This is a genomic window from Candidatus Rokuibacteriota bacterium (assembly GCA_030647435.1).
Lineage (GTDB): Bacteria > Methylomirabilota > Methylomirabilia > Rokubacteriales > CSP1-6 > AR37.
On record JAUSJX010000155.1, the window covers coordinates 43,946 to 68,790 of the forward strand.

Annotated in this window: 26 protein-coding genes; 21 read left to right on the top strand and 5 right to left on the bottom strand. The window is 69.5% G+C overall.

All coding sequences use genetic code 11. From position 1 onward, the window contains the following. The first annotated feature begins 18 nt into the window (after positions 1 to 18). The 8 genes from gcvT to Q7W02_26930 are packed head-to-tail and all read left to right on the top strand — an operon-like array spanning position 19 to position 8,006. Positions 19 to 1,131: a glycine cleavage system aminomethyltransferase GcvT gene (gcvT, locus tag Q7W02_26895; GenBank protein ID MDO8479760.1), complete on the top strand. Its 1,113-nt coding sequence runs from the start codon at positions 19 to 21 to the stop codon at positions 1,129 to 1,131. A 9-nt stretch (positions 1,132 to 1,140) separates the two neighbouring features. After that, a complete protein-coding gene (gene gcvH, locus Q7W02_26900) occupies positions 1,141 to 1,533 on the top strand; it encodes a glycine cleavage system protein GcvH (protein MDO8479761.1) in 393 nt (130 codons plus the stop codon). Positions 1,534 to 1,537: 4 nt separating this feature from the next. After that, the gene (gene gcvPA, locus Q7W02_26905) at positions 1,538 to 2,881 is read left to right on the top strand and encodes an aminomethyl-transferring glycine dehydrogenase subunit GcvPA (protein ID MDO8479762.1); all 1,344 of its coding nucleotides are present in this window, start codon (positions 1,538 to 1,540) and stop codon (positions 2,879 to 2,881) included. Between the two features lie 7 nt (positions 2,882 to 2,888). Then, entirely contained in the window at positions 2,889 to 4,361 is a 1,473-nt protein-coding gene (gene gcvPB, locus Q7W02_26910) for an aminomethyl-transferring glycine dehydrogenase subunit GcvPB (protein MDO8479763.1), read from the top strand. Next, the gene (locus Q7W02_26915; protein ID MDO8479764.1) at positions 4,358 to 5,188 is read left to right on the top strand and encodes a biotin/lipoate A/B protein ligase family protein; all 831 of its coding nucleotides are present in this window, start codon (positions 4,358 to 4,360) and stop codon (positions 5,186 to 5,188) included. Before gcvPB ends, Q7W02_26915 begins: the two co-directional genes overlap by 4 nt. Then, positions 5,188 to 5,664 (top strand): NUDIX hydrolase, encoded by a 477-nt coding sequence (locus Q7W02_26920; protein MDO8479765.1) that lies wholly within the window; start codon positions 5,188 to 5,190, stop codon positions 5,662 to 5,664. Before Q7W02_26915 ends, Q7W02_26920 begins: the two co-directional genes overlap by 1 nt. Then, the gene (locus tag Q7W02_26925; GenBank protein MDO8479766.1) at positions 5,661 to 7,160 is read left to right on the top strand and encodes a leucyl aminopeptidase; all 1,500 of its coding nucleotides are present in this window, start codon (positions 5,661 to 5,663) and stop codon (positions 7,158 to 7,160) included. Before Q7W02_26920 ends, Q7W02_26925 begins: the two co-directional genes overlap by 4 nt. Next, complete coding sequence (locus Q7W02_26930; GenBank protein ID MDO8479767.1) at positions 7,161 to 8,006, top strand: PHP domain-containing protein; 846 nt, start codon at positions 7,161 to 7,163, stop codon at positions 8,004 to 8,006. It begins immediately after the preceding gene. A 437-nt stretch (positions 8,007 to 8,443) separates the two neighbouring features. Here Q7W02_26930 and Q7W02_26935 read toward each other — a convergent pair whose 3' ends face one another. Further along, a complete protein-coding gene (locus Q7W02_26935) occupies positions 8,444 to 9,319 on the bottom strand; it encodes a hypothetical protein (protein ID MDO8479768.1) in 876 nt (291 codons plus the stop codon). Between the two features lie 83 nt (positions 9,320 to 9,402). On the opposite strand from Q7W02_26935, the gene Q7W02_26940 reads away from it, so the two are divergent. The 11 genes from Q7W02_26940 (at position 9,403) to Q7W02_26990 (ending at position 20,448) form a co-directional block, all read left to right on the top strand. Next, entirely contained in the window at positions 9,403 to 10,608 is a 1,206-nt protein-coding gene (locus Q7W02_26940) for an MFS transporter (protein MDO8479769.1), read from the top strand. A gap of 67 nt (positions 10,609 to 10,675) precedes the next feature. Next, positions 10,676 to 11,206, top strand: a complete 531-nt coding sequence (locus tag Q7W02_26945) for a bifunctional nuclease family protein (protein MDO8479770.1) — start codon at positions 10,676 to 10,678, stop codon at positions 11,204 to 11,206. 3 nt (positions 11,207 to 11,209) lie between these two features. Next, complete coding sequence (locus Q7W02_26950) at positions 11,210 to 12,187, top strand: ATP-binding protein (GenBank protein MDO8479771.1); 978 nt, start codon at positions 11,210 to 11,212, stop codon at positions 12,185 to 12,187. A gap of 15 nt (positions 12,188 to 12,202) precedes the next feature. Next, positions 12,203 to 12,475, top strand: coding sequence for a hypothetical protein (locus Q7W02_26955; protein MDO8479772.1), 273 nt, complete (start codon positions 12,203 to 12,205; stop codon positions 12,473 to 12,475). A 39-nt stretch (positions 12,476 to 12,514) separates the two neighbouring features. After that, positions 12,515 to 12,931, top strand: a complete 417-nt coding sequence (locus Q7W02_26960; GenBank protein MDO8479773.1) for a thioesterase family protein — start codon at positions 12,515 to 12,517, stop codon at positions 12,929 to 12,931. After that, on the top strand, positions 12,903 to 14,549 hold the full coding sequence (locus Q7W02_26965; GenBank protein MDO8479774.1) for a formate--tetrahydrofolate ligase: 1,647 nt from the start codon (positions 12,903 to 12,905) through the stop codon (positions 14,547 to 14,549). The genes Q7W02_26960 and Q7W02_26965 overlap by 29 nt, the downstream gene beginning before the upstream one ends. A gap of 48 nt (positions 14,550 to 14,597) precedes the next feature. Beyond that, complete coding sequence (locus tag Q7W02_26970) at positions 14,598 to 15,575, top strand: ATP-binding cassette domain-containing protein (protein MDO8479775.1); 978 nt, start codon at positions 14,598 to 14,600, stop codon at positions 15,573 to 15,575. Next, positions 15,572 to 16,342 (top strand): ABC transporter permease, encoded by a 771-nt coding sequence (locus tag Q7W02_26975; GenBank protein ID MDO8479776.1) that lies wholly within the window; start codon positions 15,572 to 15,574, stop codon positions 16,340 to 16,342. Before Q7W02_26970 ends, Q7W02_26975 begins: the two co-directional genes overlap by 4 nt. A 10-nt stretch (positions 16,343 to 16,352) precedes the next feature. Continuing rightward, positions 16,353 to 17,975 (top strand): Gldg family protein, encoded by a 1,623-nt coding sequence (locus tag Q7W02_26980; GenBank protein MDO8479777.1) that lies wholly within the window; start codon positions 16,353 to 16,355, stop codon positions 17,973 to 17,975. A 10-nt stretch (positions 17,976 to 17,985) separates the two neighbouring features. After that, on the top strand, positions 17,986 to 19,755 hold the full coding sequence (locus Q7W02_26985; GenBank protein MDO8479778.1) for a DUF4340 domain-containing protein: 1,770 nt from the start codon (positions 17,986 to 17,988) through the stop codon (positions 19,753 to 19,755). A 15-nt stretch (positions 19,756 to 19,770) separates the two neighbouring features. Then, entirely contained in the window at positions 19,771 to 20,448 is a 678-nt protein-coding gene (locus Q7W02_26990; GenBank protein ID MDO8479779.1) for an MBL fold metallo-hydrolase, read from the top strand. 259 nt (positions 20,449 to 20,707) lie between these two features. Here the strand turns inward: Q7W02_26990 and Q7W02_26995 are convergent, their stop codons facing one another. Then, on the bottom strand, positions 20,708 to 21,466 hold the full coding sequence (locus tag Q7W02_26995; protein ID MDO8479780.1) for an SDR family oxidoreductase: 759 nt from the start codon (positions 21,464 to 21,466) through the stop codon (positions 20,708 to 20,710). Between the two features lie 9 nt (positions 21,467 to 21,475). Here Q7W02_26995 and Q7W02_27000 point away from each other — a divergent pair, with 9 nt between their 5' ends. Further along, positions 21,476 to 22,087: a DUF502 domain-containing protein gene (locus Q7W02_27000; protein ID MDO8479781.1), complete on the top strand. Its 612-nt coding sequence runs from the start codon at positions 21,476 to 21,478 to the stop codon at positions 22,085 to 22,087. A 43-nt stretch (positions 22,088 to 22,130) separates the two neighbouring features. On the opposite strand, the gene Q7W02_27005 is transcribed toward Q7W02_27000, so the two are convergent. Continuing rightward, on the bottom strand, positions 22,131 to 22,631 hold the full coding sequence (locus Q7W02_27005) for a CocE/NonD family hydrolase (GenBank protein MDO8479782.1): 501 nt from the start codon (positions 22,629 to 22,631) through the stop codon (positions 22,131 to 22,133). Positions 22,632 to 22,986: 355 nt separating this feature from the next. Here Q7W02_27005 and Q7W02_27010 point away from each other — a divergent pair, with 355 nt between their 5' ends. Next, positions 22,987 to 23,352 carry a hypothetical protein gene (locus Q7W02_27010; protein ID MDO8479783.1) on the top strand — a complete coding sequence of 122 codons (366 nt, stop codon included), beginning with the start codon at positions 22,987 to 22,989 and terminating at the stop codon, positions 23,350 to 23,352. 5 nt (positions 23,353 to 23,357) lie between these two features. Here Q7W02_27010 and Q7W02_27015 read toward each other — a convergent pair whose 3' ends face one another. Both Q7W02_27015 and pal read right to left on the bottom strand, forming a co-directional pair. Beyond that, positions 23,358 to 24,191 (bottom strand): tetratricopeptide repeat protein, encoded by an 834-nt coding sequence (locus Q7W02_27015; protein ID MDO8479784.1) that lies wholly within the window; start codon positions 24,189 to 24,191, stop codon positions 23,358 to 23,360. Between the two features lie 31 nt (positions 24,192 to 24,222). Next, positions 24,223 to 24,588 (bottom strand): peptidoglycan-associated lipoprotein Pal, encoded by a 366-nt coding sequence (gene pal, locus Q7W02_27020; protein ID MDO8479785.1) that lies wholly within the window; start codon positions 24,586 to 24,588, stop codon positions 24,223 to 24,225. Between the last annotated feature and the right edge of the window lie 257 nt (positions 24,589 to 24,845).

Genomic DNA, 24,845 nt, shown 5'->3' on the forward strand with positions numbered 1-24,845 from the left:
TAAGATGATGGGGCTGCCATGACGGACACCCCGGTTCCCCTCAAGCGGACTCCATTGCGCGATGTCCACGCTGCGGCCGGCGCCAAGATGGTCCCCTTCGGCGGCTGGGACATGCCCGTCCAGTACACCGGCATCATCGAGGAGCACCGCTGCGTCCGCTCGGCCGTCGGGCTCTTCGACATCAGCCACATGGGCGAGTTCGAGGTGCGCGGGCCCGGCGCGCTGGCCGCCGTCCAGACGCTCACCACGAATGACGCCTCCACGCTCGCCATAGGCCAGGTCCAGTACTCGCTGCTCTGCTATCCGGAGGGCGGCATCGTGGACGACCTGACGCTGTACCGCCTGGCCGAAGACCACTACATGCTGACGGTCAACGCCTCCAATATCGACAAAGACTGGGCCTGGGTGACCGAGGGCGGCAGAGGCGGCGGCTGGACGAACGTGAGTGCCGAAACGGGGCTCCTGGCGGTGCAGGGGCCCAAGGCCGAGGCCCTGGTACAGAGGCTGGCCGACAGGGACGTGACGCGCGTCCTCTACTATCAGTTCGCGCAGGGCGCCGTCGCGGGCGTGCCGTGTCTCATCTCGCGCACGGGCTATACGGGCGAAGACGGCTTCGAGCTGTATGCGCCCGCGGCGCAGCTCGAGACGCTCTGGCACGCGCTGATGGGGGCGGGCAAGGGCGACGGGATACAGCCCATCGGGCTCGGCGCGCGGGACACGCTGAGGCTCGAGATGAAGTTCGCGCTCTACGGCAATGACATCGACGAGACGACGAACCCGCTCGAAGCGGGGCTCGGCTGGGTGGTCAAGCCGGCCAAAGGCGAGTTCATCGGGCGTGCCGCCATCGAGGCGATGAGGGCCGCGGGAGTCACGCGCAAGCTCGTGGGCTTCGAGATGGCCGAGCGCGCCGTGGCGCGCCACGGCTACCGCCTGCTCAAGGCCGGCGACCCCGTGGGCGTCGTCACCTCGGGCTCCTTCTCGCCGAGCCTCGAACGCTGCATCGGCATGGGATATGTCCGGGCCGACCTTGCACCGGTCGGCGCCGAGCTCGACGTGGACATCCGCGGCCAGGCCCACCGGGCGCGGGTCGCCAAGACTCCGTTCGTCCCCTCACACGCCAAGAAGACCTAGGAGAGCACGATGGCGAATGTTCCGGGAGAGCTTCGATACACGAAAGAACACGAGTGGGCCAAGCTCGAGGGGGACAAGGCCCGCGTCGGCATCACGGCTTTCGCGCAGGAGCAGCTGGGCGACGTGGTCTTCGTCGAGCTGCCCAAGGTCGGCGCCAAGATCACCGCCATGAAGACCTTCGGAGTGGTCGAGTCGGTCAAGGCCGTCTCGGACCTCTTCGCGCCGCTCAGCGGCGAGGTGGTCGAGATCAACGCCGAGCTGCCCAAGAAGCCCGAGGTGGTGAATGCCGATCCCTACGGCCAGGGCTGGATGATCGTGATCAAGCTCTCCAACGCCAAGGAGTGGGACGGGCTCATGCCGGCCGGCGACTACGGAAAGCTCATCGCCGCGGCGGGGCACTGAGACCATGCGCTACATCTCCAATACGCCGGCCCAGCAGCGGGAGATGCTGGCGCAGATCGGCGTGGGATCGATCGAGGACCTCCTCGCGCGGATTCCAACGAAGGCCCGGCTGTCCCGCCCGCTCAACGTGCCGGCGGCCATGGCCGAGACCGACCTCGTCCGCCACCTGCGGGCCCTCTCGGCGCTGAACGCCAACGCCGACGACTACGCCTGCTTCCTGGGCGCGGGCTCCTACGACCACAGCGTGCCGAGCCCGATCAATCACCTGATCTCGCGCGGCGAGTTCTTCACGGCCTACACGCCCTACCAGCCCGAGGCGAGCCAGGGGACGCTCCGCTCCATCTTCGAGTACCAGAGCATGATGGCGGAACTCACCGGGATGGACGTCGCCAACGCGTCGCTCTACGACGGCGCCTCCTCGGTGGCCGAAGCGGCGCTGATGGCCCACGCGGTGACGGAGCTGAACGCGATCGTCCTCTCGAAGGGCCTCAACCCGCTCTATCGCCAGGTCGTCGAGACGTACTGCGAGGGGCCGGGCATCCGTCTCAAGTCGGCGCCGATCGGCGACGGGGCGACGGACCTCGACGCCCTCCGGAAGGCCGTCTCGGGCCAGACAGCGGCCGTCGTCATCCAGCACCCGAACTTCTTCGGCTGCCTCGAGGACGTCAAGGCGGCGGCCGACATCGCGCACGCGGCCGGCGCGCTTCTGATCGTCGTGGCCGACCCGGTCAACCTGGGACTGCTCACGCCGCCCGGCGCGCTCGGCGCGGACCTGGTTGTAGGCGAGGGGCAAGGGCTCGGCGTGCCGATGAGCTTCGGAGGCCCGAACCTGGGCGTGTTCGCGGCGAAGCAAGAGCTGGTGCGGCGGATGCCCGGCAGGCTCGTCGGGGCCACGGTGGACCTCGACGGCCAGCGCGGCTTCGTGCTCACGCTCCAGACCCGCGAGCAGCACATCAGGCGCGAGAAGGCGACCTCGAACATCTGCACCAACGTGGCCCTCTGCGCGCTGATGGCGACGATCTACGTTGCCATCATGGGCAAGGTCGGGATCCGCAAGGTCGGAGAGCTGTCCACGGCCAAGGCGCACTACGCCGCCGAGACGTTCGCGAAGATCCCGGGGGTGCGGCTCCGCTTCACGGCGCCTTTCTTCAAGGAGTTCACCCTCGAGCTTCCGAAATCCCCGGAGCGAGTGGCGAAGCGGTTGATGAAGGAGAAGATCCTGGCCGGCGTGCCGTTGAAGGCCTTCGACCGCGCCCAGAAGGACTGCCTGCTCGTGGCCGTGACAGAGAAGCGCACGCGCGGCGAGATCGACGCCTACGCGGCCGCGCTCGCAGCCGCGGTGGCCTGAGGCGCCCATGCACACCGCCAAGCCCGGTTACGACAAGCTGATCTTCGAGCTGTCCTGTCCCGGCCGCCACGCCCACTCGCTGCCGGAGTGCGACGTGCCCGTGAGCGACCCGGCCCAGCTTCTGCCGAAAGAGCACCTCCGCGCGGCGCCGCCAGAGCTTCCGGAGGTATCGGAGGTGGACGTCGTCCGCCACTACTCGCGCTTGAGCCAGATGAACTACGGCGTGGACACGCACTTCTACCCGCTCGGCTCCTGCACCATGAAGTACAACCCGAAGATCAACGAGGACATGGCGCGGCTGCCGGGCTTCGCCCGCCTGCACCCGCTCACGCCCGAGGTCGCCGCACAAGGGGCGCTCCGGCTCATGGACGAGCTGTCGCGGGACCTGGCGGAAGTCTCGGGGATGGACCACGTCTCGCTCCAGCCCGCCGCGGGCGCCCAGGGCGAGCTGGCCGGCGTGCTGATGATCCGCGCCTATCACCTCGCGCGAGGCGAGCGGCGCACCAAGGTCCTCATCCCCGACTCGGCTCACGGGACCAACCCAGCCTCGACGGCGCTGGCGGGCTACTCGGTGGTGGAGCTCAAGAGCGAGCAGAACGGCGACGTGGACCTGCTCGACCTCGAGCGGCACCTGGGAGACGACGTCGCAGCCTTCATGATCACCCAGCCCAACACGCTCGGGCTCTTCGAGTCCAGGATCCACCAGATCACCGAGATGTGCCACGCCAAGGGCGTGCAGGTCTACATGGACGGCGCCAACTTCAACGCCATCCTCGGCATCACGCGCCCCGGCGACCTGGGCTTCGACGTCTGCCACTTCAACCTGCACAAGACTTTCACGACACCGCATGGCGGCGGCGGTCCCGGCGCGGGGCCCGTCGGCATCAAGGACCATCTCGCGCCGTTCCTGCCCACGCCGGTCCTCGTCAAGGACGGCGACGAGTACGCCTTCGACTGGAACCGGCCGCAGTCCATCGGCAAGCTCCAGGCGTTCTGGGGCAACTTCGGCATGCTGGTGCGCGCGTGGACCTACATCCGCACCATGGGCCCCGACGGCCTGCGCGCCGTCTCCGACAACGCCGTGCTCAACGCCAACTACATCCTGAGCCGCCTCGAGGGGGAGTACGACCGCTCCGCGCCCGGGCCCTGCATGCACGAGTGCGTGCTCTCGGCGCGGCGGCAGAAGAAGCTCGGCGTCACGGCCACCGACATCGCCAAGCGCCTTCTCGATCTGGGCTTCTACGCGCCGACGACGTATTTCCCGCTCATCGTGGAAGAGGCGCTGATGATCGAGCCGACCGAGACCGAGTCCAAGGAGACGCTCGACGAGTTCTGCGACGCCATGATCCAGATCGCCCGCGAGGCGCGGGACAATCCCCAGCTGATCCACGACGCCCCGGTAACGACGCCGGTGCGCCGTCTCGACCAGACGGGCGCCGCGCGCCAGCCGCGCCTCAAGTGGACGCCCCAGGCCAAGTGACGCTCCCCAGTTTCCGGCTCCTCGTCACCGAGCCGCTGGACGGCGCCGCCAACATGGCGCTCGACGAGGCCCTCCTGCTCTCGCGCCTGCGTCACGGCTCGCCGCCCACGCTCCGCTTCTTCGGCTGGGCGCCGCCCACGATCTCGCTGGGCTACGGCCAGCGGCTCGACGGCCGCATCGACCTGGAGACCGCGCGCGCGATGGGCCTCGGCCTCGTGAGGCGGGCCACCGGAGGCAGCGCCATCCTCCACGAGGGCCCCGACTTCGAGATCACCTACAGCGTCGCGGCGGCGGTGGGCGACTTCGACGGCGCAGCCGACCTCCTCGAGACCTACCGCTGGATCGGCGAAGGGCTCCTGGCCGGCCTGCGTGCGCTGGGTGCGCCCGTCGAGATGGTGCCCGTCCAGCCCTCGGATCCGGCGGCGATGCCCGTCTTCTGCTTCGCGCGGACCGGGTCCTTCGAGCTGGAGGTGGCCGGCCGCAAGCTCGTGGGCAGCGCCCAGCGACGGCAGGGCGCGGCCTTTCTCCAGCACGGCGCCATCATGCTGGGGACCGAGCCCGGGCGGCTGCGTCGCGTCTTCCCCGGCGGCCGCGACCCGCTGGCGGACATGACGACGCTCGAGGCCGTGCTGGGCCGGCGCCCGTCCTTTGACGAAACCGCCGAGGCGCTCGCCGAGGGCTTCCGGGCGGCGCATGGGCTCACGCTCGAGCCGGGCGGCTTGTCGGAGGAAGAAGCGGCGCTGGCCGGGATGCTCGAGCGCGAGAAGTACGCGACCGACGATTGGACGCGGGCCGGTCGGGCTCCGCGCGCGCTCACCATCGTCTGATGGCGGCAGCCGCGCGCGAGTTTCCCGACGCGCCGCGGGTCGGCGTGGGCGCCGTGGTCCTCGACGGCGAGCGCGTGCTGCTCGCGCGGCGCGGCCGCCCGCCGGGGCAGGGCAAGTGGAGCATCCCGGGCGGCCTCGTGCATCTCGGCGAGCGCATCGAGGACGCGGTCGTGCGCGAGATCGAGGAAGAGTCGGGGCTGCGCGTGCGGGTCCTCGGCTTCTGCGGGGTCATCGACCGCGTCGTGCGCGAGCAGGACGCCGTCCGCTACCACTACGTGATCATCGACTACGTCGCCGAATCCGTGGGCGGCCGGCTCCAGGCGGGCAGCGACGCCGCCGAGGTCCGCTGGGTCGCCGTGGACGACCTCGGCCAATACGACACCACCGACGGGCTCGCGGACATGATCCAGCGGGCCCGCGCCATCCAACGAGCCGTATCAGCCCAAAGCAACCAATCAGGAGGCCCGATTCGATGAAGCTCTCCCTCGACACCAGCGGCCTCACCGAGGTCCGCGCCGATGCGCTCATCGTAGGCCGTCACTCGGACGACGCGAAGGTCACCGGAGCGCTGGCTGCGGTGGACAAAAAGCTCGGCGGCCTGCTCTCCAAGGTCATGGCGGCCGAGAAGTTCGAGGGAAAGATCGGGCAGGTGAGCCACGTCCACACGGACGGCCGCCTGCGCGCTGCGCGCGTGCTCGTGGCGGGACTCGGCCCGAAGAAGGATAGCGGCGCCGAGGCCGTGCGCCGGGCCGCGTCGGCCGCCGCGCGCCGCGCCCGCGATCTCGGCGCGCGGAGCGCCGCGGCGTACCTCGCCGCCGACGGGGTGCCGGCGCGGGCCCGCGCCCAGGCGACTGCGGAAGGCGCGGTGCTCGGCACGTACCGCTTCGACAAGTACCTCAAGGAGAAGAGCCCAAAGAGACTCGACTCGCTGGCGGTGAGCGAGCCGGAGCGGCGGAGCCACGCCGCCGCCGAGGACGGGATGCGGGCGGGGGAGACCTGGGCCGCGGCCACCTGTCTCGCGCGCGACCTCGTCAACGAGCCCGCCAACGTGGTGACGCCCGCCTACCTCGCCCGGCGCGCGCAAGAGATCGCCCGGGCGGGGCGCCTCGGGCTCAAGGTGCTCGAGCGCGCGGACTGCGCCAGGCTCGGCATGGGCGCCTACGTCGGCGTCGCCCAGGGCAGCCACGAGCCGCCGAAGTTCATCCACCTGACGTACAAGCCGAAGGGACGAGCGCGCAAGCGCGTGGTCGTCATCGGCAAGGGCATCACCTTCGACTCGGGCGGCCTCGACCTCAAGCCGGCCGACGGCATGTACCGGATGAAGGACGACATGTCGGGCGCGGCCGCGGTGCTGGGGCTCTTTCAGGCGCTGCCCAAGCTCGCGCTGCCGGTCGAGGTCCACGGCCTCATCGCCGCCACCGAGAACATGCCCTCAGGCACCGCGCAGCGTCCGGGGGACGTGGTGTGCGCCATGAACGGGCTCACGATCGAGATCGGCAACACCGACGCGGAGGGGCGGCTCACGCTCGCGGACGCGCTGGCGTACGCGGCGAAGGAGATCAAGCCGGACGAGATGCTCGACCTCGCGACGCTGACGGGCGCGGTCGTTGTCGCGCTCGGCATGGGTCTCTCCGGCGTGTTCGCGACCGACGACGGTCTCGCGGATCGCGTGCTGGGCGCCGCCGAGGCCGCCGGAGAGAAAATGTGGCGGCTTCCGCTGCACGACGAGTACAAGGAAGGGCTCAAGAGCGACATCGCCGACCTCAACAACATCTCGAGCCAGCGCGGAGGCGGCGCCATCGTGGCCGGCCTCTTCATGCGCGACTTCACCGACGGCCGCCCGTGGGCGCACCTCGACATCGCCGGCACGGCCTTCACCGAGCGCGAGCTGCCGCTCGGGCCCAAGGGCGGCACGGGCGTCGGTGTGCGCACGCTGCTGGCGTACCTCTCAGCGCTCGCCGGCAAGCGGTAGATGCCCGGCGGCGTAGACCTCCACACCCACACGACCGCGTCCGACGGCACCTACACGCCGTCCGAGCTCGTGGCGGAAGCGTCCAGGCGCGGCGTGCGCGTTCTCGCCGTCACCGACCACGACTCGACCGAGGGGCTGGCCGAGGCCATGGAGGCCGCCGCGCGGAGCCGTCCGCTCGAAATCCTCCCGGGCATCGAGATTAACTGCGACGTCGAGGGCGCCGAGATCCACGTCCTGGGCTACCTCATGGACTGGCAGGCGCCGTGGTTCCAGGAGTTCTGCCGCGAGCAGCGGCGGGAGCGGCGCGAGCGCGTCCACCGGATGGTCGAGCGGCTGGCCGCCCTCGGCATGCCGCTCGAGGCCGACGAGGTGTTCGCGATCGTCAAGGAGGGCTCGGCGGGGCGCCCGCACGTGGCGCAGGTCATGGTCGCGCGCGGCTACGTCAAGACGGTGCGCGAGGCCTTCGACAAGTACCTGGGCTCGGGCAAGCCCGGGCACGTCCAGAGGAAGAAGCTCACGCCGGAGGACGCCGTGCGGCTGATCCGGAAAGCGGGCGGCGTGCCGGTCTTCGCGCACCCGGGGCTCGCCGACCGCGACGAGCTCATCCCGGGGCTCATCGCCGCCGGCCTCATGGGTATCGAGTGCTACTACGCCGAGCACTCGGCCGCCCAGCGCGCGGCGTATCTGCAGATCTGCAAGGACCACGACCTGGTCGCCACGGGCGGCTCGGATTTCCACGGCCCCAAGGTGCGCGCCGCCAGCCTGGGCTCGCCCGCCGTGCCGATGTCCGCGGTCGAAGCCCTCCGCACCAAGGCCGCCGCCTCGCGCGCCTCGCTCGTATCCTGAACCACGAAGTGCTGGCAATCTGCCGAGCGGGGCTGGGGGGTACCCTCCCGGGACCACGCTGACCCGCAGCGCGTTGTGTTCTCTCGGTTGGGGCCACGAGAAATCGGTCTCCTGCTTCGGCGGCGCGCAGAAGATACGGGTCCCGGGAGGGTACCCCCCAGCCCCGCCCTCCCCGCTACGTCGACGACCTGCTATCTCACTCGCCCGGGATTGCCCGGGTTGTGTCCTGCGATTCTCCTCACGCGAGCCGGCCGGGGGCGGGGGCAGCCTCCGTGGACCCGTATCTTCTGCGCGTGGTCGAAGCCAGACACCTCCGTCCCGTGGCGCCATAGAGAGGGCGCAAAGGGCCGCGGGTCAGCGTGGTCCGCGGAGGCTGCCCCCGCCCCCGGCCGGCGTATTGTCGGCACACTTCCGGCTCGGGACATCAGGCGCGGTGATCAGGCGTAGTTGGGGAACATTCTCCGGAAGACTTTGGGGGGTGTGCGGGGCTTGAAGTAGGCCATCTGCCGCTCCGAGTAGTCGGTGCCGCCGCGGAAGACGATGGACGCGGTGGCGATGAGCGTGCCGGACGATGTGCTCAGCGTGCTCTCCGTGCGCCAGAAGGTCCGCTTGCGGTCTATCGGCGTCACGTCGGCGAAGCGCCCGGACGCGACGAGCGTGCCGTCGAATGACGCGTCGGGCTCGTGGAGGCTGACGGCGAGACGGTTGGTCAGGCCGCCTTCCTTCATCACGAGCGCTCCCAGCCACCACGCGACTTCATCGAGTAGCACCGGTGCTAGACCCGGGTGGAGGCGGTCGCCGCCCGCGCGCCACGGCGCGCGCGGAGTCAGTCGCGCCCAGACGCCTTCCTCGTCGAAGGACAGCGCCACCTGGAGGCCGAGCGGATTGCCAGCGCCGCAGGCCAGGCAGTAGTCCGACATGGGCAGGGGAGAGCCGTCGTCGCCGCCGATCCACGCGCCCGCCGTCGCGGGCGCCGCCGGCAGGTCGGCGACGCTGCCGCTCGTCAGGGTATGGCCGTCCTGGAGAATGGTGAAGCCGACGGCGTCGGCACCACGGTCGACCTGGAGGTCGAGCGCGGTCTCGATCGGGACGGACGAGGTCAGGCGCCCGTCGACGCGGCGCGGGCCCGGGGCGCGGCCGAGCCGTATCGCGGCGGCGTCTACTAGTCCAACGAGGCAGCCGCCGTGCACGATGCCGGGCCAGCTTTGAAGGGACTTCGGCGCCTCGAGCCTGCCGCGTCCCGTCTCGGACAAGCCCAGCGCGTGCTCGAACGCCTGCGCGATGGTGTCCAGCGGCAGGCCTACTCTCCGCACGTGCTACATTTGATAGGAGTCATGGCAACGCAAACCATAATCGCGGCCATTCTACGCCTCGGGGAAAGCGGGCCGCAACGCTCGTGATCCGCGGGCTCGAGCTCATCGTCGGCGGGCCCTTCGCGCGGGCGACGCTCACGAACTTCTTCTTCATGTCGAGCCTCAGCTGTTTCATCCTCCTGCCGCTGTACGTCCACCGGCTGGGCGGGACTGAGGCCGAGATCGGCCTGGTCCAGGGCGTGTACAGCGCCGCCGGCATCGTCTGCCAGCCCGTGATCGGCCTCTGGCTCGATCGTGTCGGTCGTCGTTTCTTCATGGCGCTCGGCGTGTTTCTGCTCATCGTCTCCTCCGCCGCCTTCCTCGTCAGCCACTCGCTGGCGCTGCTGGCCGCGCTCCGCGTCGTCCAGGGGCTGGGCTTCTCGGCCTTCTTCGTCGCGAACTACCTGCACGTGGTGGACCTCGTGCCCGTGGAGCGCCGAGGCTGGGCGCTCGGCATCTACGGCGTCTCCGGCTTCCTCGGCACCGCGCTCGTTCCCGTCGCGGGGGAGATCATCGTGAACCGCCTGAGTTTCCACTGGCTCTTCGCGCTGTCAGTGCTGCTGGGCGGCGTTTCGGCCTGGCTCGTGGTCACGACACGCGGCATCCGCCCGCCGACCTTGGGCGATGGACCGGGGATCGGCTCGCTGCGCGCGGGGCTGGCCGAGGTGCTTCGGCTCCACATGGCGCTGACCTTCTTCTTCGGGCTCGGGACGGGCGTCATGTTCACCTTCCTGCCGACCTTCGGCGAGGGCTTGGGCGTCCACAGCGTCAGCCTCTTCTACACCGCCTACGCCATCGCGGCGGTGGGAGTGCGCGTGGGCGGCGGGAACCTCATCGACACGCGCGGGCGGCGCGCGACCATCATCCCCTCCATGTTCGTGCAAGCTGCCTCCGCGGGGCTGCTGACCGCGATGGCGCTCCTGGTGCAGCCGCACATGACCGTGCCCGTCGTGCCGTTTCTGTTCCTGGCTGGGCTCTTGGCGGGCGGCGCCCACGGCTTCCTCTACCCGGCGCTCGCGGCGCTCCTGATGGACGTGACCCCGGAGGCCCGGCGGGGAGGCGTGGTCGGCATCTTCAGCGCGGTCTTTCTCGTTGGCAACGCGCTGGGGTCCATCGCCTTCGGCTACGTCGCTCACGGCCTTGGATACGGCGTCATGTGGAGCACGCTGACGCTCCTGCTGGCGGCCGGTTTCCTCCTTTCCTTCCGGCTTCGAGTTGGTTACGCCGTGAAAGCTCCCCACGCGATTTGACTTGGCTCGACCCGGGCCCGATACTGCTGGCGCGCGCGGGGCGCAGGCGCGCCGGAGGAGGGTGAAGATGGCGAGACTCGCACTGGTGCCGCACGTCGGACTGCCGCTCCTCATTGCCGCGGCGCTCGCCGCCGCGCCCGCGCGTCTGCCCGCGCAGACGCCCGCGCCCGCCGGCCCGCAGGAGGCCGGCGTGGTCGGGCTCTTCCTCGATTCCGCGAGCCTCCAGCCCACCGTGGTCCTGCAGGGCAAGCGTGACCGCCGGAGCTTCGGCATGGCGATCGGCGCGGCGGAGGCGACCGGCATCGTCTACCCGCTCGAGCATCGCGTCCCGCCGCGACCGCTGACCCACGATCTCTTCCTGACGCTCTTCGGCCGGCTCAAGGTCACGGTCACCCGCGTGGTCATCACGGATCTCAAGGACGGGATCTACTACGCCACGGTCTTCCTCGACGCGGGCGGCAAGGAGATGCAGCTCGACGCGCGCCCGTCGGATGCCATCGCGCTCGCGATCCGCGCCAAGGCGCCGGTGCTCGTCGAGGACCGCGTGTTCGACAAGTCTGAGCTCCTGCCGGGTCCGCTCCCGGCGCCGCTCATCTAGCCGATGGCTCCCGACGAGCCCGCGGGCGCCGGCGCGGCGGCGGAAGGCGGGGATCTCGACAGCCAACAGTGGGCGATCCAGCGCCGCATCGACGACGTCTTCGCCAAGCTCGGGGAAAAGTTCGGGGATCTCTCCGGGCGCGTGGTGGTGCGGATCAAGCCCGAGACGACGTTCGCCCAGATCGGAGGCCTGCGCGAGGCCAAGAGCATCGTGCGGAGCTTCGCGACGGCCCTCACGGACCCCGAGCTCTACCGCAAGTGGGGCATCACGCCGCCCAAGGGCGTGCTGCTCTACGGCCCGCCCGGCACGGGCAAGTCGCTGCTGGCCCGCGCGCTCGCCACCGAGACGGGCTCGGTCTTCTACCACCTCAAGCTGATGAACCTGACTTCCAAGTTCGGCCCGAACACGGGCGAGCTTCTGCAGGAGATCCTGGCCGTCGCGAAGGAGCAGGGCAAGGGCGTGCTCTTCCTCGACGAGGCCAACGCGCTGTCGCTCGAGCATCTGCTCCCGCCCGCGCAGGCGCGGGAGGCCTCCGCGCGGCTGGTGGCGGCGCTCTGCGAGAGGCTCGACGGCCTTGACGACTTCTCACGGATGATCGCGATCGGCTCCACAAGCCGCACCGACTCTGTCGACTCTTCGCTGGTCGCCCCGGGTCGTCTAGACCGCCTGGTGGAAGTGACGCTTCCCGACGGTCCCGAGCAGCAGGAGATCCTTGAGCTGGCCCGCAAGCGCGCCGAAGCCGCCGCGGGGCGCACGCTCTTCAGCGACCTCGACTACCGCTCCGTGCTGCCGCCCATGGGCGGCATGAGCGGGGCGGAGATCTCCGAGATCACCCGGCGCGCGCTCGAGCAGAAGGTCCACGCGGCGGGGCAGGGGCAGGAAAAGGGGCTCGTCACGACGCAGGATCTCCTCCAGCAGATCGACCGCTACCGCCGCACGCGGGAGATGGTCGAGAAGATCCGCTACGGACAGTACCTCTAACAGACGGGGGCCGACATGAGCGAGAAGGTGCTAAGCACGGGACACAAGCCGATGGAGGCGGTTCACGCCGACGACCGGCCGTGGGAGACGCTGCGCTGGCCCGGTCAGTGGAGCAAGATGCTCTTCCACCCCGATCCCCACTTCGAGCCGCCGCTCGTGACGAAGACCGGCGGGCTGATGCTCTTCTGCCAGTACCAGGGACCGACGACCCAGGGCCGCCCGATCTACGACGGCCGCTTCAACATGACCGCCCGCAAATCCGTCGCCGAGGAAAACGTCGACATCTGATCCGCAAATGATCCGGAGCGGTGGTAGGATGGCCGCTCGATGCCCTCGGTCACGCAGATCCGCGTCCGCTACAAGGACACCGACACCATGTCGGTCGTCTACTACGGCAACTACCTGACCTACTTCGAGGTCGCCCGCGTCGAGTACCTGCGGCAGAGGGACCTGCCGATGTCCGAGGTGGACAAGCGCATCCACATGCCCGTCGTGGAGGCCTTCGTGAAGTACGTCAAGCCCGCCAAGCTCGACGACCTCCTCGAGGTCAGCTCGCGAGTCAGCGAGCGCAGGCGGGCGAGCTTCACCTTCTCGTACGAGATCAGGAACGAGGCCAAGGAGCTCGTGGCCACGGGGTTCACGCGGCACGCCTGCTGGGATCCCGCCACGGCCAAGATGATCGCGCTGCCCGACTGGCTCAAGGAGATCATGCCGGATGCCGACCTCGACCCGACCGATCGCTGACATCGCCCGCGAGCTGGGGCTCGCGGCGGAGGAATGGCTGCCGTATGGCCGCGACAAGGCCAAGGTGCTGCTGCCGGCGCTCCACGCCCGGAGCGGCAGGCCCGACGGCAAGCTCGTCGTCGTCTCGGCGATCACCCCGACGCCCGCCGGCGACGGCAAGACCACGATGACGATCGGTCTCGGCCAGGCGCTGTGGCGCGTGGGTGCGCGGCCCGTCATCGCGCTCCGCGAGCCTTCGATAGGCCCCACGCTCGGCATGAAGGGCGGCGGCACGGGCGGCGGCCGCTCCCAGGTCGTGCCGATGGAGGACATCAACCTCCACTTCACGGGCGACTTCCACGCCGTCACCTCAGCCCACAACCTCCTCGCCGCCGCCGTGGACAACCACCTTCACCACGGCAACGTGATCGGCATGGACGTGCGCCAGGTGCTGTGGGGGCGCGTCCTCGACCTCAACGACCGCGCGCTGCGCAACGTGGTCGTGGGGCTCGGCGGCCGGATGGACGGCGTGCCGCGCGAGGCGGCCTTCCTCATCACCTCGGCCTCCGAGATCATGGCGGCGCTCTGTCTCGCCGAGGACCTCTCGGACCTCAAGGCGCGGCTCGGCCGCATGCTGGTGGCGCTCAAGCCCGACGGCACGGCGGTCCTCGCCGACGAGCTCAAGGTCACGGGCGCCATGGCCGCCCTGCTCCGCGACGCCGTCCACCCGAACCTCGTCCAGACCATGGAGGGCACGCCGGCCCTCGTCCATGGCGGGCCCTACGGCAATATCGCCCACGGCTGCAACTCAGTCGTCGCGACGCGCATGGCGCTCAAGCTCGGCGACATCTGCCTCACCGAGGCCGGCTTCGCGACCGATCTCGGCGCCGAGAAGTTCTTCGACATCAAGTGCCGGCTGGCGGGGCTCCGGCCCGACGCGGCCATGATCGTGGCGACGGCGCGCGCGCTCAAGTACCACGGCGGCGTGCCGCTGACCGAGCTGGGCAAGGAGAACGTGGAGGCGCTCGTCCGCGGTCTCGACAACCTCGACGCCCACGTCGCCTGCGTCCGCCAGTTCAAGGTGCCGGTGCTGGTCGGGCTCAATCGCTACCCGACCGACACCGAGCGCGAGTACCAGGCCGTGCTCGACCGCTGCGGCAGGCTCGGGGTGCAGGCCTACGTGGCGGATGTCTTCGGCAGGGGCGGGGAGGGGGGCGAGGACCTCGCGCGTGGGCTCCTCAAGCTCCTCGAGACTGAGCGCTCGGCCTTCGCGCCGCTCTACCCGCTCGACGCCTCCGTGAAGGCCAAGCTGGAGACCATCGCCACCCGCATCTACGGCGCCGACGGGGTCGAGTACCCGAAGAAGGTGGACCGTCAGATCGCCCAGGCCGAGGCGCTTGGCTACGGCCGGCTGCCCGTCTGCGTGGCCAAGACGCAGCGGTCGCTGTCCGACGACCCGACCCTGCTCAACCGGCCGCGCGGTTTCCGGATCACGATCAACGACCTGCGGATCTCGGCTGGGGCGGGGTTCCTCGTGGCGCTGGCCGGCGACATCACGACCATGCCGGGGCTGCCGCGCAAGCCCAATGCCGAGGGCGTGGACGTCACGCCGGACGGGGTGATTACGGGGCTCTTCTAGCCGTGTGATATACTGCGCGATGGCCCAGGCGGAAAACGGGCCAACTCCATGATCCAAGTCGACCGACTGACGAAGAGCTACGGGCCGGTGACGGCCGTCCACGACGTGTCGTTCAACGTCGAGAAGGGGCAGATCGTCGGCTTCCTGGGTCCCAACGGGGCCGGCAAGTCCACGACGATGAAGATCCTGGCCTGCTTCATGGCGGCCAGCGGCGGCAGCGCCCGGGTCGCGGGTTTCGACGTCTTCACCCAGTCTCTCGAGGTGCGCCGGCGCATCGGCTACCTTCCGGAGAACTCCCCGCTCTACACCGACCTGCCGGTGGCCGCGTATCTCGACTTCGTTGCCGAGGCCAAGGGCGTCCCGCGCGGGGTGCGCCGGTCCAAGGTCGCCGACGTGATGGACCGCTGCTCGATCACCGACATGCAGCACCGGCTCATCGGTAAGCTCTCCAAGGGATACCGGCAGCGGGTGGGGCTGGCGCAGGCGCTCTTAGGCGACCCGGAGGTGCTGATCCTCGACGAGCCCACCATCGGGCTCGACCCGCGCCAGATCGCCGAGATCCGCGCGCTGATCAAGTCGCTGGGCGGTCAGCACACGGTCATCCTCTCCACGCACATCCTGCCGGAAGTTTCCATGGTCTGCGACAGCATCATCATCATCAACCGCGGCCGAGTCGTGGCCAAGGGCACCCAGGCGGAGCTGGTGGAGCAGGTCTTCCCCGCGGCGCGTGTGGAGGTGGAGGTGGCCGGCCCCGGAGAGGCCATCGCTTCATCTCTAAAGACCCTGCCCGGCGTGACGTCGGTGGAAGGGGTCGGCGCCCGTGACGGCGCCTCCCGGTTCGTCGTCGAGTCGCCGCGCGGGCGCGACGTGCGCGGGGAGCTGGTGCGGCTCGTCGCGGGCCGCGGCTGGGAGCTTCTCGAGCTGCACCAGGTCGGGCTCTCCCTCGAGGAGGTCTTCATCCGCGTCGTGGCGGGCGAGGAGCACGCGCCGCAGATCCTGGAGTCGGTGGTGGAGGAGACGCAGTGAGGGGCTGGCTCCCGGTCTTCAAGAAAGAGATGCGCCTCTACTTCGGGTCGCCGGTTGCGTATGCCGTCGGGACCTTCTTCCTCTTCATTGCCGCCTTCTTCTTCGCGCCGAACTTCATCCAGTACGCGGACGTCTCGATGCGCGCGGCCATGCAGCCGCAGATGGGACAAAGCCTCAACGCCACGGAGAGCATCCTGCGCCCGCTCACGTACAACATGGCCGTGGTGCTGCTCTTCTTCATCCCGATGCTGACCATGCGCCTGTTCGCGGAGGAGAAGCGCTCGGGTACCATGGAGCTCCTGCTGACCTACCCGCTGCGCGACGGCGAAATCCTCGCGGGCAAGTTCCTGGCCGCCCTGTCCCTCTACGCCTCCATACTCGCGCTGACGCTCTCGTACCCCATTACCGTCGCCTGGTTCACCCGGATCGAGTGGGGCGCCGTCCTGACCGGCTACCTCGGCCTCCTGCTCGTGGGCGCGGCCTTCCTGTCCATCGGGCTCTTCGTGTCGTCGACCACGGAGAACCAGATCGTGGCGGGCTTCGGCACCTTCGGCGCCCTCTTGACCCTCTGGCTGCTCGGCTGGTTCGCCGACTCGGCCCAGGGCACGCTCCGCACCGTGATCCAGCAGGCCGCCATCATCGAGCACATGGAGAGCTTCGCCAAGGGCGTCCTCGACACGAAGGACCTCGTCTACTACCTCTCGGTGACCGCCTTCGCGCTCTTCCTTACGCTCCGCTCGCTCGAGTCGAAGCGGTGGCGGGGTTAGGGTAGTCCCCATGACGTTGCTCATGACGCTGCTCAAGCGCTGGGGGATGTGGGGCGCCGTGCTCTGCCTGCTGGGCGCCGGCGGGCTCGCGCTCTTTGCGTCGTGGATGACGCGGCTGCAGTGGGCGCTCGTGATCGCCGCCGCCGTTCTGTTCGTCGCGGCGGCCGCGCTCAACTGGCGCGAGGGCGCCTCGCTCCTCGGCCGCCGCGGGATGCGCCACGGCGCAAGTGCGGCCTTGCTGGTGCTGATGGCCCTGGGCGTGGCGGTGCTCGCCAACGCCGTGTCGCTCCGCTACAACGCGCGCTGGGACCTGACCGAGAACAAGCGCCACAGCCTCTCGCCACAGACGGTCAAGCTGGTCCGGGGGCTCACCGCGCCGGTCGAGGTCATCAGCTTCTTCCGCTCCGACATGCCCGGCAAGCGCACGGCCGAGGACCTGCTCAAGCAGTACGCCCAGGCCTCCGGGGGCAAGTTCACCTACCGCATGGAGGACCCCGACCGCTCGCCGGGGCTCGCGCGGCGCTACGGCGTTGAAAGCTACGGCACGCTCGTGATGCAGAGCGGGGACAAGTCCGAGAAGGTGCTCGACGCCGATGAGGATCGGCTGACGAATGCCGTCGTCAAGGTCACCCGCTCCGGCAAGCCCGTGATCTACGTCGTCAAGGGGCACGGGGAGCGCGATCTCTCGACCGCCGAGCGGGCGGGTCTCAGCCAGGCCAAGGAGCAGATGGAGAAGGCCAACTACACCGTCAAGGAGCTCGAGCTGGCGCGCCAGGCCAAGGTGCCGGCCGACGCGGCCGTCGTCATCGTCCCGGGGCCGAAGACCGATCTCCTGCCGCCCGAGCTCGCGGCTCTCGATGCGTACCTCGCGCAGGGCGGCCGTGTGCTCTTTATGGCCGACCCGCTCCAGGCCGACGGCCTCGTCAAGTACCTCGCCAAGTACGGCGTCGCGCTGGGGAACGACATCGTCGTTGAGCCGAGTCCCATCGGCCAGCTCTTCGGCGTCGGGCCCGAGGTGCCGATCGTCACGGGCTACGAGCAGCACCCGATCACCAAGGACATGGCCAACGTCATGACGGGCTTCCCGGTCACGCGCTCGGTCGCGCCGGCGAAGGAGGAGCGCCCGCTCGAGGGAATCAGGGCGACGGCGCTGGCCAAGACGAGCCGCGATTCTTGGGGCGAGACCGACCTGGCTGGGCTCAGGCGCGGGCAGCCCGCGCGCCGGGATCCGGCGGATACACCGGGGCCCGTGTCCGTGCTGACCGCCGTCACGATCGTGCCGGCGCCGGGCGCCAAGACCGAGCCCAAGGCCGAGCCCAAGGCCGAGCCCAAGACAAATGGTGACGCGGCCAAGAAGCCCGAGGGACGCCTGGTCGTCCTGGGCACCTCGACCTTCGCCGCGAACCAGGGGCTCGGCTTCCAGGGCAACCGCGATCTCTTCCTCAACATCGTTTCCTGGCTCGCCGGGCAGGAAGGCGAGATCGCCATCCGTCCGAAGGACACGCGCCAGAACCCGATCTTCCTCACCAGCGCCCAGAGCCGGACCGTCCTGTGGCTCTCCATCGTCATTCTGCCGGGCGCCGTGATGGTGTGCGGGATCTGGTTGGTTGTCCGCCGCCGCCGCATCAACTAGCCGCCCAGCGATGAGCTGGAAGACCCTGACCGTCCTCGCCGTTCTCGCCGCGGGCCTCGGCGGCTTCCTCGTCGTAGACAGCTACTGGCTGACCCCGAAGCGCGAGAAGACGGCCGGCGTCAAAGGACGCCTGTGGACCATCGAGCCCAAGGACGTCCTAGGGCTGACCATCAAGCGCAAGGACGACACGATCAAGCTCAAGCGCGCGGGCGACGGATGGGAGATGCTGGAGCCGGTGAAGACGCGGGCCAACAGCGGCGCCGTCAACGAGATGGTGACGGGGCTCGCGACCGTGAGGGTGGACCGGGAGATCGACGCCAACCCGTCCAAGCCGAGCGACTTCGGCCTCGAGCCGCCGGAGGCCCTGGTCACGCTCGAGGTCAAGGGCCAGGCCGCGCCGCTCACCCTCGCCGTGGGCGGCAAGAACCCGACGGGGGTCTGGGTCTACGCGCGCGAGGGAAGCAAGCCGGCCGTGGTCGCGATCGGCGACTCGGTCTCCCGCGATGTTACGCGCCCGGTCGCCGAATTCAGGGACAGGACCCTCTTCGCCTTCGACCGGCGGAACGTCAGCGCGGTCGACCTCGACCTCGACGGGTCGAAAATGACGTTCGAAGCGGAGGAGGGGGGCAAGTGGCGCATCGCCAAGCCCGGCCCCTTCCGGGGCGACGCCGAGATGATCACGGAAATGCTCGACAAGCTCGCGAGCGTCACGGCGAAGGAGTTTCTCGGTCCACAGAAGTCGCCGGCAGCCTACGGCCTCGACAAGCCCTCGCGGGTGACGCTCTGGCTCGGCAAGGACAAGGACCGCACGTCCAAGACCCTCCTCCTGGGCAAGGTCGACGCCGCGAAGAAAGGCGTCTACGTCCAGCGCCAGGGCGAGCAGGAAGTGCTGTTGGCCCCCAGCGAGACCTGGGACAAGCTGCCGAAGACCGTCGCGGCGGCGCGCGACAAAGTGGTCTTCGCCTACGCCTACGACAAGGTCAACCGCGTCGAGATCGAGAGCGCGGCGGGGACCGTTAAGCTCGAGCGAGATGGCATCAACTGGAACATCACGGCGCCAGAGGCTCTCAAGGCCGACAGCGGCGCCGTCAATGGCCTGCTCTGGCGCATCCGCGACCTGCGCGCCTCGGGCTTCCTCGACGAGTCGCCGGCCGGCGTCGCGCGCTACCTGTCCAAGCCCGACGTGACGGTGAAGATCTGGGAGGAAGGCGCCAAGGAGCCCAAGATCCTGCTCCTGGGGCTGTCCAATGCGGTTAAGGTCGGCGAGCCGACGGGCGTGGCGGCGCCGAGCGCGAAGGGTCCGGTCTTCATGGTCGAGGCCAAGGACATCCGAGATTTTTCCAAGACGACGACGGACCTGCGCGACAAGAGCGTGGTCGCCTCCTTCGATATGAAGGAGGTCAAGCGCGTACGCCTTACGGTCGGCGACAAGCGCCTGCTGCTGGAGCGCCGCGGGGAGGACGAATGGCGGGTGCTCGAGCCGTCGAAGGGTCCGGCCAAGGAGATCAAGGTCACGGGCCTGCTCCTGACGCTGCGCGCCCTCAAGTGGAAGGAGATCGCCGCCGCGGACGGCGCCGACGCGGCGCGGTTCGGACTGGACAAGCCCGAGGTCGAGATCGCCGTGCTCAAGGCGGACGGCAAAGAGATGGCGGGCCTGGCCATCGGACGGACCGACCCCAAGCTGAGCTACGTGCGGAGCAAGTCGTCGCCGGTCATCTACGCGGTCGACCCGAAGTTGCTGGAAGACATCCGCAAGGCGCCCTCCGAGATCCCCGGCTAGCCTTTCGACAGCGCCATGACGTCTCCCTCCGCCGGCGTCTACCTCAGGCAGATGGAGCTGGGCCCGATGCAGAACTTCGTCTACCTCATCGGTGACCCGGAGACGCGGGACTGCGTCGCGGTGGATCCGGCCTGGGAGATCGACGCCATCCTGGAGCAGGTCAGGGCCGACGGGATGCATCTCACCGGCGCGCTCGTCACCCACACGCACCAGGACCACGTCGGCGGCCACCTCTTCGGCCGCGACATCCCCGGGATCGAGGATCTCCTGGCCAAGGCCCCGGCCAAGGTCTACGTCCACGCGGCCGAGCGCGAGTTCCTCCGCGGCTTCGGCTCGGACCTCGTCAAGGTGGGCGGCGGGGACACCCTCGACGTGGGGCGCATGAAGATCACGTTCGTCCACACGCCGGGGCATACGCCGGGCTCCCAGTGCTTCCTCGTGGACGGCCGCCTGATCTCGGGCGACACGCTCTTCATTCGCTCCTGCGGCCGCACCGACCTGCCCGGCAGCGACCCCAGGGAGATGTACACCTCGCTGACCCAGCGGCTGGGCGCTCTCCCGGACGACACGGTGGTCTTCCCCGGCCACAACTACGGCGGGACCGTCACCACGATCGGTGACGAGAAGCGCCACAATCCAATGATGCGCTTCCCCACGATGACCGAATTCCTGAGGGCGATGGGCCGCGGCTAGACTCACGCGAGCGGCTCAAAGACCCACAGGCCGGCGAGAAGGGTTCAGATGCGAGGCGGCGCCCCGCTGTTCGAGTTGAGCGACGGCCTGTGCCGTCGCGAGACGAGGGCTGGGTTGATTCCGCACGCGAGGCGTACGATCGTCTCAGCCCTCGCCTCGGGGCTCCGCCCCTCAGCTCGAACGGCCACGAGCGTGCGGCCGAGGGCGCCCCAACAGTCTTCTTGCTAAATGGCGCAGATGGGCCCTTATCGGCGGCCTGCTAGACGGTGGTCGCGCCTCCGTCTACGTAGAGCACCTGGCCCGTGATATAAGCCGGGCAGGTGGCGAAGAAGCGCACCGCCGCCGCCACGTCGTCCGGGTGCCCGAGCCTGCCCATCGGGATCTTCGCCCGCAGCCGCCGCTTCGACTCGCGCGGGAAATCCTCGGGCAGGAGGACCGCGCCGGGTCCCACCGCGTTGACCTGGATCCGGGGCGCCAGCGCCGCCGCGAGCCCTCGCGTCAGCATCACCACGCCCGCCTTGGAGATGGCGTAGGGGATATAGCCCGGCCACGCCCGCTCGGCGCCCACATCCGCCAGGTTGATGATGCGGCCCCCCCGACGACCCATCGCGCGCGCGGCGGCCTGGGAGCAGAAGAAGGCGCCCTTGACGTTGACGGCGATGAACCGGTCGAAGTCGGCAGGGGTGACGGTGTCCCAGGGCGTGCGCCAGAAGACGCCCGCGTTGTTGACCAGCAGGTCGAGCCGCCCGAGCCGTCGGACGGTCTCTGCCACCAGCCGCCGCGCCTCCGCCGGCTTGGCCACGTCGGCGCGGATGCTCACCGCGCGGGCGCCCAGCGCGCCGATCGCGGCGGTCGTGGCGCGCGCTCCGGCAGCCGAGCGGTGAAAGTTGACCGCGACGTCGAAGCCCGCCCGGGCGAGCTCGAGCGCGATGGCGCGGCCGAGGCGGATCGCGCCGCCCGTTACGAGAGCGACCTTGCGGGCCGTTTTGTTGACTTGTTTAATTCCCTGTGGTGTCATGAATTTATCATGTCCGGCCCGCTTCGAAACTGGGTCAAGGTCCGCTTCATCACCGGTTTCTTCGTCACGGTCCCCGTCATCGCCAGCGCATGGCTCCTGTACGTGTTCTGGGATTTCATCGACACGTTTTTCTCCCCCGGCTACGAGCGGCTCTTCGGCCGGCGCATCCCCGGCCTGGGCTTCCTCACCGCCGTGCTGTTCATCCTGTTCATGGGCACCATCGCCACCAACGTCGTGGGCCGCCGCATCCTCGCGCGCATCGAGCGCGTGTTCGCCCGCGTGCCGATCTTCCGCAGCATCTACCCGTCCATCAAGCAGCTGATCGAGTCCTTCTCGCCCGAGAAGCGCCAGTCCTTCAAAGCCGTCGTTCTCGCCGAGCACCCCCGCGAGGGCGAGTTCGTCTTCGGCTTCGTCACCTCCGAGGTCCTCGTGGAGACGCCCGGCCGCAAGCGAGAGATGGTGACCGTCTTCGTCCCGACCAACAACCTCTACCTGGGCGACGTCATCATGGTGCCGCGGCAGGACGTCATCTCCACCGGGCTCACGGTCGAGGAGGGCATTCGCATCATCCTCTCGGCCGGCACCGCCACCCCCTCCCGGCTGCCGCGCGAGCGGCTCTGATCACAGCCCCAGCGGGTCAGATCACAGCCCCCGCGGGTCAGATCTAGGGCGCCCACGTCCGCAGCCACCGTTCCACCGCCTCGCTCAGGGGGAACAGCTTGCCGAAGAAGAAGTGCTCAGCGCCCTCGATGATCTCCGCCCTGGTGCCGAGCCGCATCCCCAGCCGCTCGAGCGCCTCCGCGGGGCAGTACTGGTCTCGGCTACCCGACACGAGCAGCGTATGCGAGGGCGCGTGGCCGAGGAAGTCCAGAGCGTACATCCCGAGGGGGGGCGCCAGCAGGGCCAGCGCGGGCAGGGCAGGCATGGCCGCCGCGACACGCGCCGCTACCCAGGCGCCGAAGGAGTAACCCGCGAGGCCTATCGGGCTCTTCGCGGGCAGCCGCCCGGCCAGCGCCGCGAGCGCCGCGGCCACGTCGTCCTGCTCGCCCTCGCCGCCTGCATGGACGCCGCCCGATGCTCCCACTCCGCGAAAATTGAAGCGGAGGGTCGCCATGCCCACGCCTTGGGCAACTTCGGCGACCCGGACCACCACGGGATTGTCCATGTCACCCCCGTAGAGGGGGTGGGGGTGGCAGATCACCAGGCCGGCCTTGGGGCTCTCCGGTACGGCTAAGAGGGCCTCCAGCCGCAGACCGCCCCGGACGTCAAGCGCTACAGGCGTTTCCACCTCACGACCTTAGGGTGGTGGGGGCAAATATTCAAGGGTGGATAGCCGTCCAAGGCGTGGAGGTATACTGCCGACTATGGGGAGTATGAGCTGTGCTTGGGTACGTCCCCGCCTCGAGCGGCACATTGATGGTGCCCTGGGGGTCCGTGCCGGGCGCTTCGTGGCGGGTCACCTTGAACGCTGCGCCGGTTGCCGGGCCGCCTCGGAAGACCTGGCTCGGCTGAAGGCCTTCGTGCGACAGGCGAGCCCCCAGGTGGTCGAGCCGGACTGGTCGGGCTTCTGGGCCACCGTGCGGGCGCGCCTCATGAGCGAAGAGCCCCGTCCGGTGCGCGAATCGTGGTGGTTCCCCTTCTGGAAGCCTGTCTGGGGGCATCCGCGGCTGGCATTCGGCGCGGTGCTCCTGGCGGTCCTCGTCACCGCGTTTACCTTCTGGCCCGCCGACGACACCGCGTATGCCTCGCCGGTGCGCGTGCAGGACGTCTCGGCCGACGACCCGGACCGGAGCGTGATGGTCTACTCGAGTCACGCCCACGGCGTCACCGTCATCTGGGTCTTCGGCTCCAACGACACCTATGACCCGGAAGGCGACGCGCCCTGAAGGATCTACTGGCCTAGGTTCTTGAGGCGCTCCCGGGCGAGGGGCGCCTCCTCCGACTGCGGGAAGTTGTCCACCAGGTACTGCAGTCTCGCCTGCGCCACCTTCACCTGCTTGAGCTCGACCAGCGCCAGCGCCTCCTTGTAGAGCGCGGTCGGCACCTGGCGCCCCCGAGGATAGTTTACGAAGACCTTGCGGAACTCCTGCACCGACTGCTCCAAGGCCTCCCGCGCCTTGTCCGCCTGGCCGGCCGAGGCCGCGGCGCGCCCCATGCTGAAGTAGGACTCGCCGATCCAGTACTGGGCGCCGTCGGCCTGTGACGCGTCCGGGTGGCGCCGGACGAACTCCCGGAACTCCGCGATGGCGAGCGTGTAGTTGCCCTTGGTGAAGTCCAGGTAGGCTGCCTTATAGCTCTCCGCGGCCGTGCCGTCACCCGGCGAGCGGGCCCCGCCCGAGGGCGATGGGGTCGGAACGGGCGACGGGGCCGGGCGCCCGCCCGGCCCGTCGCCCTGCGGGCGGTTCTGGCTGTCGAGCCGCTGTGCCAGCTCGTCGAGCCGCGCGGAGAGACGATTCATCTCGGCCGTGAGGCCGTCGGTCCGGGCGTTCATCGCCGACAGCTGGCGCGCGCTCTCTCCCGATTGCTCGCGGGTGCGCCGCTCGAGCTGGCTCAGCACGGTCCCGGTCTCGCCTCCGCTCCTGTGCAGGGCCAGGTTGAGGGCGTCGAGGTCCCTCCGCATCTGCGCCAGGTCCTGCTGCACAGCCTCGTCCGCGCCGCTGGCGCACCCGGCGGCCGCGAGGGCGACGGAAAAGACGAAGGGGAGCCACAGGCTCCCCTTCGTCACCGCGGACTGCATCACCACCGACCCTGTGACGCTAGCGGGCCTTGGTCAGGAAATTGTCGCGCCGGTTCTTGGCCCAGCAGGCTTCGGTCTTCTCCGTGCACACCGGCCGCTCTTTGCCGTAGGAGATGATCGTGATGCGGCTGGCCTGGACACCCTGCGCCACGAGGTAGTTCATGGCCGCCTTGGCGCGCTTCTCGCCGAGGGCCAGGTTGTACTCGTTGGTGCCCCGCTCGTCGCAGTGGCCCTCGATCAGCACGAGGTTGTTGGCGTTGGCCTTGAGCCAGGCGGCGTCGCCGTCGAGCGTCTTGGCGTCATCCGGCCGGATGTTGTACTTGTCGAAGTCGAAGTAGATGGTCTTGAGATTCGGGTTCGGAGAGAACTCGCTGGGCTTCACCATCGGGGCTGGGGCCGGAGCCGGTCTCAGGGCCGGAGCGGGCGCCGGGGCCGGAGCGGGGGCCGGGGCCGGAGCGGGGGCCGGAGCCGCCTGCGACGCCGAGGGAGCCGGGGCTACAGCGCCCGTAGTGGCGGGCCGCTTCGGGCACCCCACGAGGAAAAGGGTGAGAGCAAGAAGAGGCACCACCAGATACGCGTGAGCCCGTGGCTTCGCCATAGCGTCACATCCTCCTTGTCGAGCTTTGGTGAACAGTCCAACGC